The organism is Nostoc punctiforme PCC 73102, from assembly GCF_000020025.1.
Classification (GTDB): domain Bacteria; phylum Cyanobacteriota; class Cyanobacteriia; order Cyanobacteriales; family Nostocaceae; genus Nostoc; species Nostoc punctiforme.
On record NC_010628.1, the window covers coordinates 5,586,481 to 5,603,895 of the forward strand.

Consider the following 17,415-nt stretch of genomic DNA (forward strand, 5'->3'; position numbering starts at 1 on the left):
TATTCGCCCTATTCGCCCGAATATTAAGCCAGTGTTTCCAGAGAGAAGGAGAAATGACTACAGCACAACAAACAGAAAATAAAGGTCAGCAGACACGTACTGTAGCAGAGTTAGTGGAAGATATCAAAGCTCTCACTACTGAAATTCAAGAATTGTATTGTTTGGATCAGATACCTTGGGTTTTAGGTGTGTCTTGGGGAAAAGACTCTAGCACAGTATTGCAGCTTGTGTGGAATGCGATCGCTGCTCTTCCTCCAGAAAAAAGAACTAAAACGGTTTATGTAATTACAACCGATACTCAGGTAGAAAATCCTGTAGTGTCTGCTTGGGTTCGCAAATCCTTGCAGAATCTCAAGATAGCTGCAAAAGAACAGGGGATGCCAATCGATCCACATTTACTACAACCAGTAATTCAAGACACATTTTGGGTAAATCTTATTGGTAAAGGATATCCAGCACCTCGTAACCAGTTTCGCTGGTGTACACCACGTTTAAAAATTAATCCTGCTAATCAATTCATCCGTGAAATAGTTAGAGCTAACGGTGAAACAATTCTTGTATTGGGTACTCGCAAAGCAGAAAGCTCAAAACGTGCCGCCACAATGAAAAAGCATCAGGTTGATAGAGTACGAGATCGCCTGAGTCCTAATGCCAGCTTACCCAACTCCTTAATCTATACCCCTATTGAAGATTGGAGTAATAACGATGTCTGGATATATCTAAATCAGTGGAATAATCCTTGGGGACAAAGCAATAAAGAATTATTCACGATGTATCGAGGTGCAACAGCTGATAATGAATGTCCACTAGTTGTTGATACTTCTACTCCTAGCTGTGGTGATTCCCGATTTGGCTGTTGGGTTTGCACACTAGTGAGTAAAGATAAATCAATGGAAGCAATGATCCAAAATGATGAAGAAAAAGAATGGATGCAGCCATTATTAGATATCCGTAACGAGCTAGATATTAAAGATGACCGAGACAAAAGAGATTTTAGAAGAATTTGGGGTGAGGTACAACTTTTTGAGCGTAACAAAGATGGGAAGATATCTGTTGATCCAATACCTGGGCCTTATACAAAATATTGGCGCGAATATTGGCTTAAACGATTATTAGAAGCGCAAATAAAAACACGTCGGACAGCGCCAGAAAATATGCGCGACATCACTCTAATTACTCTAGAAGAAATGAGCGAAATTCGCCGCATTTGGCTAGAAGATAAACACGAATTTGATGATAGCTTACCCCGGATTTATCAAGAAGTGACTGGAGAAGAATTTCAAGATCCTCGTCCTGGCGCTGACTATAGCCTACTAGGTCGTGATGAATGGATAGTATTAGAAGAAATCTGTGAAGGTGACGCGATGCACTTGGAACTCATGGCGAAATTGTTAGATACAGAACGCCAGTATCGCAAAAAGACTCGTCGTGTGGGAATATATGAAACTTTAGAAAAATGCTTTAATACGAGTTCCCGTTCTCCAGAAGATGCGATTAAAAATGCTCGTTTGAAACGCGAATTAAGCGAAGCAGTTAGTCAAGGTGACGTTGCAAAAGTCAAGCAGATGACTTTAGGCGATGTTGCAGCAATCAATGAAGTAGATGAAGGTCAAAGTGAAAGTGATGAAGAGGTAACTTGGGCAAGTATGAAATTTAAAAAGGAAAATTCAGAAGAATAGAAGACCGAGTGAATAAAAGACCGGGCGAATGGAATTCGCGGCTACACAGACGAAACCCACCTCCGTGGGTTGAAGACAAATAAGTTTAATTCCCGGCGATTGGAAATCGTGGCTACACAGACGAAACCCGCCTGTGCGGGTTAAAGAAAATGAGAGCAAATTTTACGCAATTGTATCTACATTATGTTTGGGCGACATAGGATAGATTACCCTTAATTACGCCTGATATTCAAAAGGAAGTTTACGGCGCAATTATCCGCGAATCTGAGGAGTTAAAATGTACCATCATTGCAATTGGTGGGATTGAAGATCATGTGCATTTCCTGACAGGTTTTCCATCAACCATCAGTGTCTCTGAATGGGTTAAACAAATTAAGGGAAGTTCTTCGCATTTCATCACCCACGAAATCAAACCGGGTGAGTTTTTCAAATGGCAAGGTAGCTACGCAGCATTTACAGTTAGTCATGATGCCATCGACAGTGTAGCCAATTACATCAGAAACCAACCCACCCACCATAGCCAAAAATCAATCATTCCCACCTGGGAACTGACTCCCAAGTAAATGAACAACTATGTATGAATTTAGTCCGCGGAGGCGGACTTTGCCTGTGTAGCTGCGAATTCCATTCGCCCGGTATCTTATAAACCTTGCTTAAAAACTAATGATATTTCTTGAACTCGTTCTACAAAACTTTGGCCCGTATAGCGGAAAACAAGTAATCAACCTTAACCCAAAAATTGATGAGGAAACCTCACACCCAATTATTCTCTTAGGTGGGATGAATGGCGGCGGAAAAACTACCCTTATGGATGCCATTCGTCTCGCTCTTTATGGCGCTCGTGCCCAATGTTCTACCCGTGGTAATTTAAGTTATAGCGATTTTCTCAACCAATGTGTTAACAACAAAATTGATCCAGTTGCAGACACCCGGATTGAATTACTTTTTGAACATATTGAAAACGATAAACCAATAAAATACCGTGTTGTGCGTAGTTGGACAAAAAATCCTAAAGATGGTAAAGATACATTAGGTATTTTAGGTGACAGTGATACATGGCCCGATGCTTTAGTTAATATCTGGGATGAATATATTGAAAATCTCCTGCCATTAGGAATTTCTAACTTATTTCTCTTTGATGGTGAACAAGTTAAAGAACTCGCAGAACAGGAAACACCACCACCAGTTGTAGTAGACGCAATTCGCGGACTTTTAGGTTTAGAGTTAGCAGATCGTTTAGCAGTTGATTTAGATATCTTAGTTAACCGTAAACTGAAAGAAGTTGGTAATAGTAAAGATTTAGCAAACCTAGAAGAAATTGAAACTAGGTTAACCCAACAGCAAGAAGATTATCAAACAACAGGAGAAAAATTAGAAACTCTCAAAAATCAGGTAGAAGAGTTAGAACAAAAGCAGCAAGAAGCCTTTGATAAATTCATTTCTGAAGGTGGGAAGATTGCTGCAGAACGCAATCAGCTAGAACTACAACAGGATACAAAAACTGCGGAAATTGAACAAGTACGTCAGTCAATGTGTGAATTGGCGGCTGATGTTTTACCTTTGGCATTAATTCCCAATTTGCTTAATCAGGTGCAGACACAGGGCGAAAAAGAATTTCGCCATCAACAGGTACAAATCTCCAAGGATTTGTTACTTAAACGAGATCAGCGCTTACTCGCTTGGCTAAATCAAGTAGAAATTTCTCCGATACAAGTTGAAAAAATCCAATCATTTTTAATCCAAGATGTAGATAGTTTATATGCAAAGACTATCCAGATAGAAGCAGCTTGGCTATTAGCCGATGATGAAAGTTTAAGTCAGCTAGATAACCTTATATATCATTTACAAAATTCTAAAATTTCTGCAAAAGAGAAATTAGCTATTCTCAAAAATAAAGGAGAAGAAATTCATACTTTAGAAAGACAAGTGCAAACAGCAGCAGCACCAGAAGATTATACAAAGCTGCGTCAAGCATTAGAAACGGCACAAAATCAAGTTGTTGAAGCTAAAGCAAATTATGAAACAATCCGCCGCCGTTTAGCTGAATTAGAAACTGTTATTGCTAAGTCAAAGAGAGAATTAAGTGATTATACCGTAGAAAATATTAAACATAAAAATAGCGAACATATTATTACCTCAGCAGCGAAAGTTCAAGAAACACTCAAGACTTTTCGGGAAAAATTAACTCTGCGAAAACTCAATAAATTAGAGGAGGAAGTTAAAAATTGCTTCCTTTATCTCCTGCACAAATCAGATTTAGTGCATCGTATCACTATTGATACCAAGACCTTTAGCCTTTTGCTTTATGATTTAAATGGTAAACCTGTACCTAAACATCGCCTCTCTGCTGGGGAAAAACAACTACTTGCGATCGCATTCCTTTGGGGTTTAGCCAAAGTCTCTGGACACCGCCTACCAGTAGCAATCGATACGCCACTAGGTAGACTAGACTCCTCTCACCGCAGTAATTTAGTTGAACGTTACTTTCCATCCGCCAGTCACCAAGTAATTTTGCTATCTACGGATACGGAGATTGGCAAGAAAGAAGTGGAAACACTGCGAGAAAATGAAGCGATCGCCCGTGAATATCTGCTCAAATATGACTCTACCACCCGCCAAACTACCATACAACCAGGATATTTTTGGTAACTCCCTCCTCTTTTCTCTGTCTCCTCTGTACCTCTGCGGTTCGTTAATCAAAAACTTATGGAATCACCAATAGAAAGAATTAAACTCTCCCAAACAGCCAAAGATCAACTTACCAAACTTAAGCGCAGCACTAAAATCGACCAATGGAATATTTTATGCCGTTGGGCGTTTTGTCGTTCCCTCGCGGAAGCAACCACACCTTCCCCCGTCCCAATTCCCCAGGATAGCAACGTCGAAATGAGTTGGCGCGTTTTTGGTGGCGAAATGTCTGATATACTCCTTCTCGCCCTCAAGCAACGCTGTCACAATGACGGCTATCCCACCGACAAAGAAACCCTCGCCACCCAGTTCCGCCTGCATTTGCATCGCGGTATTGGCTATTTAGCAGGCGATCCAAATATCAAGAAAATTGAAGATTTAATTGAACTAGCGGTTAAAAATTGAAAGGATATTAGTTGACTGTTAACTGTTCACTGTTCACTGTTCACTGTTAACTGACAACTAATATTATGCCTGAAGCGCTAGAAATTGAGCGTCATAGAGCTGCGATCGCTCGCATTGATATATCTCGCCCTGTACGATTGGCTATAGAAGGGTCAATCCTCAATCAAGACACCACTTTTTTTGACTACGGTTGCGGCTACGGTGGTGATGTGCAGCGAGTAAAAAACTTAGGCTACACCAGTGCAGGCTGGGACCCTTACTACTATCCTGATGTGCCACGCACCCCCGCCGATGTAGTCAATCTAGGTTACGTCCTCAACGTTATTGAAGACTCAGAAGAACGCCGTCAAAGCCTGATCCAAGCCTGGGAACTCACTGGGAAAGTTTTAATTGTCGCGGCTCAAATACTGATTAACGCTCCCAGCAAAACCCAGTTTGCTTACAATGATGGCATTGTGACGCGCCGCAATACTTTTCAGAAATATTACGAACAACAAGAACTCAAAACTTATATTGATGAAGTCTTAAATGTAGATGCAGTACCGATCGCACTAGGCGTTTACTTTGTTTTTCGAGATGAAGCTGAAAAAGAAAGCTACAAAGCTATCCGCTTCTTTTCTGTGACTTCTACACCGCGAGTTCGCATTCCCACCAAGCGGTTTGAAGACTATCAAGAACAGCTGCAACCCTTAATGGCTTTTTTTACCAAGCGCGGTAGACTACCTGTGAAAGGCGAATTGGAAAATGAACAGGAATTACTGAGCGAATTTGGTAACTTCCGCCGCGCCTTTGGTGTAGTTTTGCAAGCTACTGATGAGGCTGAATGGGATGCGATCGCTTATCGTCGTTCTCTTGATATCCAAGTTTATCTCGCCCTGACTCACTTTGATAAACGTCCTGCATGGCAAAAGTTAGCGCCAGAAATGCGTCACGATATCAAAGCCTTTTTTAGTAGTTATGAAGAAGCTTGTCAAGTAGCCGATCAAAAGCTTTTCAGCTTAGGCAAACCTGGGGTGATTCAAAATGCTTGTGAAAAAAGCAAAATTGGTAAACATACGCGTGGTGCGCTTTACGTCCATGTTTCCGCACTAGCAGCACTTGACCCAGTACTACGAATTTGTGAAGGTTGCGCTAGCCGTACTATTGGACGTGTCGATGAAGCCACATTAATTAAATATCACACCGATAAGCCGCAAATCTCCTATCTGTCTTACCCCGAATTCGATACCGATCCTCATCCCGCGTTAAAAGCCAGCATCGGTATTGATTTAAAAACCTTATTTGTCACTCATCGAGACTACGAAACTAGAGCAAATCCGCCGATTTTGCACCGTAAGGAAACATTTGTTACCAGCAACTACCCACGCTACGAAGAATTTGCTAAACTCACCCAACAAGAACAGCAATTAGGATTACTCAATAGCAAAAGCGACATTGGTACGCGTGAAGGTTGGGAAAAATGCCTTGCTGCACACAGAGTAGAGATCAGGGGGCATCAAGTTTATTCCATTAAGGAAAATTAAAGAATAATCACACTGTTAAAGTATTGCTGATATGTATCTTAAATAAAGAAAATCTTAGCAGGTTTGTGTGTTTACACGAAATTAGACAGCAGTTATGGCAAGATAACTGCAATTCAATTAAATAAAAAGGAATCTTCAAGATTGTGCAAGTAAATAAATCGCTGCTACGAATTTTTGGCAGCCAGAAGATGGGAGCTTTGTTATTTCTTGGCTTCTCATCAGGGTTGCCGTTATATTTAACCAGTCAGACATTACAAGCCTGGTTGACCAAAGAAGGAATTAGCTTGGCAGCGATCGCCGCTTTTAGTTTAGTAAAGCTGCCCTATTCTTTAAAATTTCTCTGGTCGCCTTTACTAGATAGATTTGTACCACCTTTTTTGGGGCGACGCAGAGGTTGGCTGGTAATTACACAAGTAGCATTACTGTTAAGTATAGCTGTAATGGCTCTACAACACCCATCCCAAGGGCTACAACCTTTAATAATTGCTGCTGTAGCCGTTGCCTTTTTTAGCGCCAGCCAAGACATTTTAGTTGATGCTTACCGCACTGATGTCGTGGAAGTAGAAGAAAGAGGTGCTGGAGCATCTATTTACTTATTGGGTTATCGTGTTGCCATTCTAGTAACCGGTTATGTCACCCTATTTTTGGCAGATAGGATGCCTTGGCAAGCTGTTTACTTGTTGATGTCGCTGTTGATGCTCGTGGGCTTAGTAAGTTCTATTTTTGCACCAGAACCAGTCCTACGCGATCGCCCGCCTCAGACTTTAGGAGCTGCCGTCAAATTACCCTTCATTGAATTTTTCCAGCGTCATGGCTGGTTACAAGGACTTTTAATCCTGATATTCATTGTGATTTACAAATTAGGAGATTCTTTACTAAAGAATGTATCCACCCCATTTTTGTTAGATAAAGGCTTACATTTCACTCAAACCGACATCGCATTTCCTGGTGCATTGGGAATTTTCGCCACTATTGTTGGCACTTTGGCAGCAGGAGCAATAATCACCAAAATTGGTGTTAATCGATCGCTCTGGATATTTGCCATCCTGCAAGCTGTCGGCAACTTAGCTTTCTTTGCGTTGGCAGTAGTCGGTAAAAACTTCTATCTAATGTTAGCTGCCGTTAATATAGAACAATTCTGTGCTGGTTTAGAAACTGCTGCTTTTGTAGCATTTTTGATGAGTCTTTGTAACCAAAGCTTTTCAGCTACACAGTACGCCTTACTTTCGAGTTTACAAGCTTTTAGTAGAGATATTCTCACAGCTCCAGCAGGTACATGGGCGCAAGCCACCGGCTGGTCTACATTCTTTTTACTCACAGCAATAGCTGCTTTGCCAGGATTACTATTATTGCCATTCTTTGCACCTTGGAATCCAAAGCCAGTGGTAGTATTATCCAGACCAGGATTAGACGACTAACAAGAGGATATATGGGGAATCAAGTAGTTATTGCTGTCGGCACATTTATTCTCTTACTCACTGGTTTATTACTTGGCTATGTTCTCTCACAGTTAGTTCTAGGATTTCTAGCATTTAACCTCCTAACTTTTTTCGGAACACTCAGCCTAATTTTAATTTTTGGTACACTTTATTACGTTTTATTTTGGCAATTGCGGAGAGATCAGTCCCGGCCATCAACTATAAATCAAGGGATACCAGCCCAGGTAGACGATGGTGTATCTGATAGCTATCTCAAAAACAGGCTAATCGCTAAATTATCCGGTGACACTGCTGCTGCCGAACGGTTAATTGAACAGGCAAAGGAAACTTATCCTGGAATGCCGGAAAATTGGTATTGCGAAAGAGTGCTTGATGACTTAGAGCGCGATCGCGGCCAATAGTATTGTGGAATCAGGTGATAAGGGAGATGGGGAGAAAGAATAACTAATGCCCCATTCTCCATTCTCTTGCACAGAAAATCGCTAAAATAAATCAGGAATACTTCACAAATCTTCAGCTAAGTTCTCATAAAAGTTCGTAGCTCTCTTTGCAATTAAAATATGGCTATTTTTCGTCAATACATCGCCCCACTGCTTGTAGTTTTGGTATTTGTCTTTGCCCTAGTCGCTGTCAGCGCCCGTATCTTTTTACCCTCCGATATGGCAGCACCCGCACCAATTGAAGAGGTGGGGATAAGTTCTCAACCCACTCCTGTTAATTTGCCACCAACAGCACAAAACTCAGCTAGCTAAGTTAATAAACGCCAGAAGTGTCTGAGCAACTACTACCTGGGTATATGATTCGCCGTGGTTCCACATTGGATCGAGCGCTACTGCTTAAATTCATGCAGCGAACTTACCAGGATCTTTTTCCCAATGAGGATTTTTCTCACCTAGAGCAAACAGTTAAGCAATACTTTTCCAGCGATACGCCCTTGTGGTGGGTAGAAGAGGAGGGGGAGCAGGGGAGCAGGGGAGCAGGGGAGCAAGGGAATAATAAAAAATTTCTCTCCTCTGCCCCCCATCCCTCCATCGCCTGCCTTTGGGTGGGTAACGCCATAGATCAAGTGCAGGGTAATCGTCATGCTCACATCTTTATTCTCTACGTTGTGCCAGAACATCGGCGGCGAGGTATTGGCACAGCCTTGATGCGATATGTGGAAAATTGGGCTATTCAAAGAGGCGATCGCCAGATAGGATTACAAGTGTTTCAATCAAACAAACCCGCATTAAATCTTTACAATCAGTTAGGTTATCAAACCCAATCCCTGTGGATGGTAAAATTCCTGAGTGCAGAAAAATAAACTAGAGGATAGACGTAAAATACTTTAGCGTCTGAGTTGTAGCAGTTCTCGTTTGGATAAAACTCAACGAGGGGAAAGTGAAGTGTATAATTACGCAACTAATACTTATAAAGTTTTAACTTATTGGTACGGGGGATTATGTATTAATCCCTTTTTGGGATTGAAATGAAATTATGTATGACGAAGACGATCTAAGCCTACTCGATATTGAGGAGGAGCTAGAAAGCCCCCTAGATAAAATAGAGCCGCTAACTGCCGAATCAGAGGTGGTAAAGCCCGATCCCGAAGTGATGCTAGCCCTCCTAGAAAATCCCCAGCCCCAGCAAAGAATGTTAGCGGCGCGTGCTTTTTGTGATATTGAAGATGCACGTGCTACACCCCATTTGATTCGCCTGTTAAGTGATGTCTGTCCCTTAGTCAGGGTAAGCGCATCTTATGGACTCGGACGCAATCCCAGTTCAGAAGCAGTAAGTCCATTAATTGCTCAACTAAAGAGTGATTGGAATGGCTATGTGCGTAAAGGCGTTGTTTGGGCTTTAGGAAACTGTCGCGATCGCCGTTCTTTACCACCCCTAGCAGATGCCCTAAGAACTGACATTTCCGCAGTGCGTTTGTGGGCTGCTAGTGCCTTAGCACAGATGGCAGAAGTGGGTTATGAAGCGGTTATAGGGGCAATACCACCATTAATTGAAGCCTTAGTCAAAGATCCCGTGGCAGCCGTGCGGAGTAACAGTGCTTGGGCAATTGGTCAACTGTGCCGCGAACTACCTTCTAATGTAGTTTACGCCACAGCGATCGATGCTCTAATTCAAGCCTTTGCCGAAGACCAAGATTTGGGTGTCCGAGAAGACGCGAAAGCCTCACTGTTAGGAGTAGGCGATCCCCGTGGCTTACAGCTGATTGAAACCCTCGAACAAGAAGGGTGGTTTTGATTTGGCATTGGGCACTTGTACTGAGCGTATCCCTAAAGCGAAAGCTTCGCTAACGCGTAGCGTCTGTAAAGAAGCGGTAAAGCCTGCGGCATAGCTACGCTTAGGCACAGCCTCTCCAAGAGTTGTATTGGGCATTAATCGCTTAAATCCCAACTCCTAACTCAGCACTCACTAACCTTCAGTTACAGATTTGACCAAATTTAAGTCATAAGGGCGCTCAGTATCATCTTCGCCCAAATACTCACCATTTTGAATTTCCAGAATAACTAGCGGTATGTGCCCAGGATTTTCTACCTTATGTAGGGTTGCTGCGGGAACATAAGTTGACTCATTTCGATTCAGTAATATTTCCGCATCGCCACAAGTCACCTTAGCTACACCAGAGACTACAACCCAATGTTCGTTGCGGTGATAATGGATTTGTGGTTTAATGCCGTGTCTGGGCTTGATTTCAACACGGCTAATTCTATAGGTATCTCCCTCCTCGATCACCTCCACCTCACCCCAGTATCGTGTGCCTGAATGTGGAGGCAATTCGTTGATATTTGACTGAGTATTATTTTCGTTGGGAGTCATAATCAATTTCTCAACCAGATAACTACTAGTATTTTTCTGTAATTTATCGTAAACGGGATAAACCTGGATAGGCAGATACAGTCAAAAGTGTTCTAACTTTACTCTAGGGAATTATTCATCCCCCCGTATACTGAATCCGATAAATCCGATTATTGGCTTCTTCTGTTAGTAGTAAACTGCCATCTGGCAGCACGAGTAAACCTACAGGTCTTCCCCAAGTGGTTGGTACAGAAGGATTTAGTAAAAAGCCTGTGAGAAAGTCTTCGTAGTAGCCAAGCGATCGCCCTTTAGCATCGAAGGGAACAAATACAATTTTATAACCAGTGCCGCGATCGCGATTCCAAGAACCACGAAAAGCAGCAAAAGCACCGTTACGGTATTTTTCTGGAAACGTCTTACCATCATAAAACTGCAAACCCAATGCTGCTGAATGCGCTTGGAACAGCACATCTGGCGTTTGGGTACGGGCTGCTAATTCGGGGCGTTTGCTTTTGCCATCCGTTTTTTGACGCGGATCGAGGTTATTTGGTGTCAGATAAGCATAAGGCCAGCCGTAAAATGCCCCCTGTTTAACGCGTGTCAGATAGTCTGGAACCAAGTCATCACCGATTCCATCGCGTTCGTTGACAGTGGCGTAAAGTTCCTTAGTTATAGGATGAAAATCCAAACCAACAGGGTTACGCAAGCCGGAAGCGAAAGTTTGTTGCTGGGAACCATCTAAATTCATTACCTGTATCGAAGCCCGTGGTAGGGGTTCTTCATCTACATTGGTTCCTGAACCAACTGAGACATATAATTTATTGCGATCGGGCGAGACAACAACATTGCGCGTCCAATGGTTGTTATAACCTTGAGAAGGCAAGTCGGCGATTTTTTCTCCTTTACCTGTAATCTTGTTTTGACCTTGAGTATAGGGAAAACGCACCACGGCATCTGTGTTCCCCAGAAAAAAGGAATTATCTGCAAAAGCCATACCAAAGGGTCTATTGAGTCCGTTATCCCCACTAGCAAAGGTTTCCCGAACATCAGCTACGCCGTCACTGTTGCTGTCACGTAACAAACGAATGCGGTTTTGGCCAGTTTCAGTCACCAGGACATCACCACTAGGAGTTAAAGCTAGCCAGCGTGGAGCATCTAAACCTTCAGCAAAAACATTAACTGTAAAGCCTGCTGGTACGCGCAACACCGGATTTTGAGGAATAGGCACAACTTCAGGCCGCTTGGAAGCACTTTCTGTTGCAAAGGGTGCTGGTAAATTCTTCAGATTGATACGAATAGGCGTAGGTGAAAATGCTTCAGTTCGGATAGTATTTTTTAGCTGTGTAGGATTCTGTGTCAGTTGGGCAGAAGGTACAGATATTTGTGGTGTGGGATTATCTGACGAAGCGCGAGTCTGGTTACACGCTGCTGCCAAAGTCAGTAAAAAAACTGGTAGCAAGAAACGCGCAAAAACTTTCATAACGGTAGAAACTATGACACAATTTTCTTACTTTAGACTTGAGATTTAATAATTGTCGCCAGTCTAAAGTCCGATTTTGCTTACTTAGTCACTCCATTAAGGTACTGGAAAAATAATTTACTCTCCAATTCGCAATGCCCAATATTCATACATATAAGACTCATATTTGATTCTTGAAAAAATTCAGTATAGCTCAAAGAGCCTTCTTGCCTATTGCCTATTGACTGTTGCCTGCCTATGCAAATAATTTCAAAAATCAAATCAGATTACGATATAAGCATTTGTTAGTCAATAAAAAACTTTCAAACTCTGCTGCTGGTAATGGAGGACTAAATAGAAAACCTTGCATAGAATTACAGTTTTGTTGGCGCAAAAAAGCAAGTTCTGCTTCGGTCTCTACCCCTTCAGCGATTACATTTAGATTGAGATTGTGACCCATTTGAATTAATGCTTTAGTAATGGCTGATTTCTGTGTATCGTTAGCAACATTATGGATAAAATAACGGTCAATTTTTAAGGTGTTAATTGGTAAGTTTTTCAGATAAATTAGAGAAGAATAGCCTGTACCAAAATCATCGATCGCAATTTTGATACCCAATGATTGCAATTTGCTCATAGTAGCGATCGCACTATTTACGTCTTGCATAATCATACTTTCAGTTAGTTCTAGCTCTAAGTCATCTGGTTGCACATTATTAATAGTTATAAAATTGACTATTTTATTAATAAAATCTGGTTGGTTAAATTCAATTGCTGATAAATTTACAGTAACAACCAAGGAATTAATTCCGGTATCACGCCAGATTTTTATTTGCTTACATACACTTTTTAATACCGATTTACCGATTGGAACAATTAAACCTGTAGACTCTGCTAACGGAATAAATTCTGTTGGGTAAACTATCCCCAATTCTGGGCTTTGCCAGCGCAATAAACTTTCAGCAGCTACTATTTTCCCAGAAGCAATATCGACTATTGGTTGATAATAAATTTCAAATTCCTGAAATTTATGTTGTTTAATAGCTCGGTGCAAGCAAATTTCTAACAACTGCATTTTGGGAGACAAGTTGTTAATTCTAGTCTGAGTAGATAAATATTTTTTTAAAGTAGCGTATTTTTCCAACCGATTCATGATGGCACTTAATAACTCAGCCCGACTAAATGGCTTAGTTATATAGTCATCGGCCCCCATATCCATACCTTGACGGAAGTCAGATTTGGCAGATTTGGCGGTGAGAAAAATGAAGGGAATTGTTGCCGTTGAAGGATCTTGGCGTAACGCTGTTAGAACACCATAACCATCAATTTCTGGCATCATCATATCACAGAGAATTAAGTCAGGAACTTCACAGATAGCCAAATGTACACCAATCCTACCATTAGCGGCAGCAATAGTTTCAAAATCCTCAGCTTCTAGCAAATCTAAAATGTTTTCACGGACTGCTTCCTCGTCTTCTATTATTAAAATTTTGGGCATAATTTACCTCAATTTATTATTTATTATTTCATAAGAGAATAATAGTAAACTTTGTATCAAATCCCGGTGTAGTTGTGAAAAAATTTTACCTTTGTAGATATCTTTACACTTTTTTACAATTGCCATTGCTAATCGAGTCGCTAGCCTATGATCGACATTACTGACGCGATAGAAGGATTCCAATACTGAATAGAAATAGCTAGCCCAAAAGCCAGGATATTCAACTGTTTCCCACCCTTGATAACCCGTGATGGCGAGAACATTTTCGTTCATAAATTTACTAGCAAAATATTCCGAACTCTTGCAGATGTAAATTACTACTGGGCTGGAGAAGAATAAATATTCCAGATGTTGAAGATTTCCAAGTAGCGTCCACCATATTTCCCAATATAAACGTCTAACTACATCTTGTGGTTGTAGTTTGGTAAAGTTAAGTACTGTTTGGTTCGCTTTTAGCACCATACCTTCTGTGATTAGCAATCCGATAAACTGGAAAGTGTCGTTGAAGATGGTGCGAAATCGTCTTTCACTCTCACGCAATACTACTTCTACTACACGGGAGGTACTATTCACAGAAACTCCAATGAGGTGAGTCGATTGGTCGTGTCTGTCAGTACTATAGCGCGTACTAGTGACCATTTGTACTCGGGTTAATTGTCTATTAACGAGAATTTGATATCCTACCTCAAACGAACTAATACTGGTGTTCCCTCTAGTTTTAGATTTCAAAAAATAGTTATCTAAAGCTGCTTATATTAAGTATTCTCCAATATTCTGGTTCTAAAGAAGTAGTAATATTTGGGATATAAACACAGCAAAAATTGTCTTAAGAATTACAAAGTGGCTTATATACGGCTAGTTGTGAATTGGGAAGATACAAAGAAGAAACTTGTTCAATAATTCCCCCTTGTCCCTTTGATCTCCCCCAACTCCCCAGCCTCTCAATACTTTTCGGTTAAGGGGGAGAGGGGAAAGGGTTTAAATTTATTTACCTTTACCCCTTAACCGTTAAACTTTCCCAGATCAAAAGAGAGATTGTTGGGTTTATCCGAAAAGTATTGCCCTGCCTCTTTACTAAGGGTGCAACTGCACCCGTCGTTCGCCGTAACGCAATAGCCTTTCTATAGTTACAAGCCGATTTTCCCAAACTTTGACTTGATAGGAATTCGACTTAATTTCTTGGCTCATCAATACTCGAAATTGAGACTGGAATCGAGTTAGAGAGGCTTTTGCCACTAGTAAATTACTAGGAGAAGGAGAAGCAGCAAGCTGATTTAAAGCACTGCGTAAAACTTCTGCTTGGTTGTTAAAATCTGATATTGTCCGGGCAGGTCTTTCTTGTGGGTCATTTTGGAAAACAAATTTCCATTCTCGTTGCAGCGCAGTGTAACGGATGGCGGCAGTTTGAAAAGGTTGGCGGTGGGGAATCGGTTCACTTTTTGTAGATTGAACTTTACCTTGGGTACTAATAAAAAGTTTTTGTAGCTCGTTATTAAAATTCTCTGCGGCAAAGAGTGCGTAACCACTAACTGGTAAGTCCCTTACCAACTGGAGTTGATCGAATGCCCCGATTGTTGGTAACGAAAGTAAGCGAATTCCCGGCACTAACAATGTAGCTCCCAATTGTTTAGAGGCGATCCAGGGTTGGGCTAGTCGTTGGAAGCGAGAAGTATCCAGAGCATAAGTCATGGGAACGATTAAATCTACATCTCCCCGTCTTGCCCAAGTTTCCCAGTTTTGTTGAATTTTCTGAATCCGCTCTTGTTCTGGCAAAGGAAATACAGCAACCGACAAAATCAAATTCGGTCGTTTTTGCCGCAACTGCTCTGATACTTTCGCAACAAAGCTATCAACTTGCTTAGTGCGAAATGCCGTCCACTTTTGCCATAGTTCTGGTTGACTGGGGGAAATATTGATTGGATCTATGCCAGTAAGTTGCTGAAACTGCGCTCTTGCTGCTTTGCCATAGCCATAAATTCGACCTGCTGATGGATCTTGAAACGGGTAGCGAATGTAGTCTAGCTGTAAACCATCCACGTCATAGCGAGTAACAATTTCCTCGTATAGCTTGAGTAAGTATTGTCGAACTTCGGGGTTGGCTGGGTCAAAGAATGGCTTAGTCTGGCCAACGGGAATCATGTTGCCAAGATTATCGTAGTTTGCCCAATCGGGATGAGCCGCCAGTACTGGCCCTGGATAATTTGGACTAACGTTGATAATCTCATTATGCCGTTGATTGCCAGCAGCAAAAGTCCAAACCCAAGCGTGTAATTCCATGTCGCGCTCATGGGCCAACTTCACCGCATCTTCTAGTGGGTTCCACCCACGAATTAGGGGGTTTTGCTCTTTTGCAACTTGGCTTGGATAAATGGTATAGCCAGCATTAACAGTTTCAAAGAAGACAGTATTAATTCCAGTTTGGGCTAGGCGATCAAAAATTTGAGCTAGTCCTGCCTTGCTACCAGCACGAACAATCGTCCCTCTATCCAACCAAACTGCCCGAATTTCTGGTTGAGCCAACCTCCGATCAACTGGGAACTGCTGCCACAAAATTGTCTTTGCTGCCAGCCACTGCTGACGAGCCAGAGCATAGTTTTTTTGAGCAATCAATTGGGGTAAGTTTTTGGCAATTACCCTGACTTGTGCCAAGGCTTGGTCTTTGCTTGTGGCTAGCCCCCCCAATTTAGTTGAGGCCAATTGTATTGGCTGCTCTTTGACAGATTGGGGGGTATAGGTTTCCAGATGTCTGGAGGTCTGTTTTCCCTCAGATATCCCGATGCCTTCCTTAACCGCATTGGCTGACACCGCTAAATGAGCGCTTTCCACCCGACCAATGAGATTTTCTAGCTCTTGCTGGAGAGCGATCGCTTGATTGTTGTCAATCGGCTCATTGGAGTTGGGTGCAACATCTAGACGCACCGCCTGTTCTAGCTGATCAATAGCCTCTTGCGAACTTGGTGGTTTAACTATAGGAAGCGCTCTCGGTATGGGAGCAGTAGCAGTTTTAGGAGGAAGGGATGAGGAAGATGAACTACTGCTCTGTCCCTCTGCCCCTCTGCTCCCCTGCTCCCCTGCCCCCTGCCCCCTTGGTGCAGCCGCTACTGTTGTAGAGCAGTTTGGGGAACCTCCTGCTATTTTTTTCATCCGATTCGATGGTGCTAGCGCTGTTAAATAATGATTGATAGAAGCTTTTAACCAGGCATTATCTAACTCGGCTGCTGAGGCTGTATCCGTTCCCCAACGCCAGCCCAAAAAGGTAGTACGCTCAGTTGTCACTACTGCGGCTGGATTATCTTTGGAATTCCAAACAGCAGGAGATTCAGTGCCCATATCATTAGGAATCACAACGCCGCCGCGGATTTTGCCAAAGAGTTCGGTTTGATTTGCCCATTCTGGGATCTTGGTTTTTGTGGGCTTGATCTGTTCTATTTCACTAAGGCTGAATCCCCAATAACCTCCCAAGAGCGATCGCAATAACTGCCGCACTCCTGGGGATGACAAACTACCTACGGGGCCGCTAGCAATTAAACGCCCTCCCTTACTCATCCAGTCTTCAAGAGCGATCGCTTGGGTTGGTGTTAATGTCTCGATGTTTGGCAAAAATAATATCCGGCGATCGCCCCAATCTGCACCACTCTTGACATCTGTTAGGGGAATTACACAATATTTCACCCCGATCGTCTGCAAGCGGTCAGTTATCCCTGTCCATTGATTCGCATTTTCTTGGCTATGCACTACGCTCAATACAGGTTCTTCAGTCGCCGCCGTGACTGGCAAAATACTAAAATTATTTAAAATTAAAAAGTTAAAACTTAAAATGAAGAATCCGGCTTTCTTTATGTGAGAATTTGCCTTTTCATGAAACTCTTTCCGATTCTTCACTACTGGCTCCTCAGTGGATTAATTATTAGGCATTACTTCTTATTTATCATCT

14 protein-coding genes and 1 pseudogene are annotated in these 17,415 nt (G+C 42.0%); 10 read left to right on the forward strand and 5 right to left on the reverse strand.

From position 1 onward, the window contains the following. Positions 1–53: 53 nt before the first annotated feature. The 10 genes and pseudogenes from dndC (at position 54) to NPUN_RS22735 (ending at position 9,969) form a co-directional block, all read left to right on the forward strand. A complete protein-coding gene (dndC, locus tag NPUN_RS22690) occupies positions 54–1,679 on the forward strand; it encodes a DNA phosphorothioation system sulfurtransferase DndC (protein ID WP_012410819.1) in 1,626 nt (541 codons plus the stop codon). 149 nt (positions 1,680–1,828) lie between these two features. Beyond that, positions 1,829–2,242: pseudogene (gene tnpA, locus NPUN_RS22695) on the forward strand (IS200/IS605 family transposase). Positions 2,243–2,342: 100 nt separating this feature from the next. Then, positions 2,343–4,328: a DNA sulfur modification protein DndD gene (gene dndD, locus NPUN_RS22700; RefSeq protein ID WP_012410820.1), complete on the forward strand. Its 1,986-nt coding sequence runs from the start codon at positions 2,343–2,345 to the stop codon at positions 4,326–4,328. Positions 4,329–4,385: 57 nt separating this feature from the next. After that, positions 4,386–4,772 carry a DNA sulfur modification protein DndE gene (gene dndE / locus NPUN_RS22705; RefSeq protein WP_012410821.1) on the forward strand — a complete coding sequence of 129 codons (387 nt, stop codon included), beginning with the start codon at positions 4,386–4,388 and terminating at the stop codon, positions 4,770–4,772. Between the two features lie 65 nt (positions 4,773–4,837). Next, positions 4,838–6,295: a DNA phosphorothioation-associated putative methyltransferase gene (locus NPUN_RS22710; RefSeq protein WP_012410822.1), complete on the forward strand. Its 1,458-nt coding sequence runs from the start codon at positions 4,838–4,840 to the stop codon at positions 6,293–6,295. A gap of 143 nt (positions 6,296–6,438) precedes the next feature. Beyond that, entirely contained in the window at positions 6,439–7,713 is a 1,275-nt protein-coding gene (locus tag NPUN_RS22715) for an AmpG family muropeptide MFS transporter (RefSeq protein ID WP_012410823.1), read from the forward strand. Between the two features lie 11 nt (positions 7,714–7,724). After that, positions 7,725–8,135 carry a hypothetical protein gene (locus NPUN_RS22720; RefSeq protein WP_012410824.1) on the forward strand — a complete coding sequence of 137 codons (411 nt, stop codon included), beginning with the start codon at positions 7,725–7,727 and terminating at the stop codon, positions 8,133–8,135. 159 nt (positions 8,136–8,294) lie between these two features. Continuing rightward, positions 8,295–8,486 carry a hypothetical protein gene (locus NPUN_RS22725; RefSeq protein ID WP_012410825.1) on the forward strand — a complete coding sequence of 64 codons (192 nt, stop codon included), beginning with the start codon at positions 8,295–8,297 and terminating at the stop codon, positions 8,484–8,486. Between the two features lie 44 nt (positions 8,487–8,530). Continuing rightward, entirely contained in the window at positions 8,531–9,037 is a 507-nt protein-coding gene (locus tag NPUN_RS22730) for a GNAT family N-acetyltransferase (protein WP_012410826.1), read from the forward strand. Positions 9,038–9,210: 173 nt separating this feature from the next. Next, positions 9,211–9,969: a HEAT repeat domain-containing protein gene (locus NPUN_RS22735; protein ID WP_012410827.1), complete on the forward strand. Its 759-nt coding sequence runs from the start codon at positions 9,211–9,213 to the stop codon at positions 9,967–9,969. A 171-nt stretch (positions 9,970–10,140) separates the two neighbouring features. Here the strand turns inward: NPUN_RS22735 and NPUN_RS22740 are convergent, their stop codons facing one another. From NPUN_RS22740 to NPUN_RS22760, 5 genes are all read right to left on the reverse strand, one after another. Beyond that, on the reverse strand, positions 10,141–10,545 hold the full coding sequence (locus NPUN_RS22740) for a phosphomannose isomerase type II C-terminal cupin domain (RefSeq protein ID WP_012410828.1): 405 nt from the start codon (positions 10,543–10,545) through the stop codon (positions 10,141–10,143). A 115-nt stretch (positions 10,546–10,660) separates the two neighbouring features. After that, positions 10,661–12,004 (reverse strand): PQQ-dependent sugar dehydrogenase, encoded by a 1,344-nt coding sequence (locus tag NPUN_RS22745; RefSeq protein WP_012410829.1) that lies wholly within the window; start codon positions 12,002–12,004, stop codon positions 10,661–10,663. Between the two features lie 256 nt (positions 12,005–12,260). Continuing rightward, positions 12,261–13,481: an EAL domain-containing response regulator gene (locus NPUN_RS22750; protein WP_012410830.1), complete on the reverse strand. Its 1,221-nt coding sequence runs from the start codon at positions 13,479–13,481 to the stop codon at positions 12,261–12,263. 3 nt (positions 13,482–13,484) lie between these two features. After that, entirely contained in the window at positions 13,485–14,120 is a 636-nt protein-coding gene (locus tag NPUN_RS22755; RefSeq protein WP_012410831.1) for a hypothetical protein, read from the reverse strand. Positions 14,121–14,555: 435 nt separating this feature from the next. Beyond that, positions 14,556–17,363, reverse strand: a complete 2,808-nt coding sequence (locus NPUN_RS22760) for a glycoside hydrolase family 10-like protein (RefSeq protein WP_012410832.1) — start codon at positions 17,361–17,363, stop codon at positions 14,556–14,558. Between the last annotated feature and the right edge of the window lie 52 nt (positions 17,364–17,415).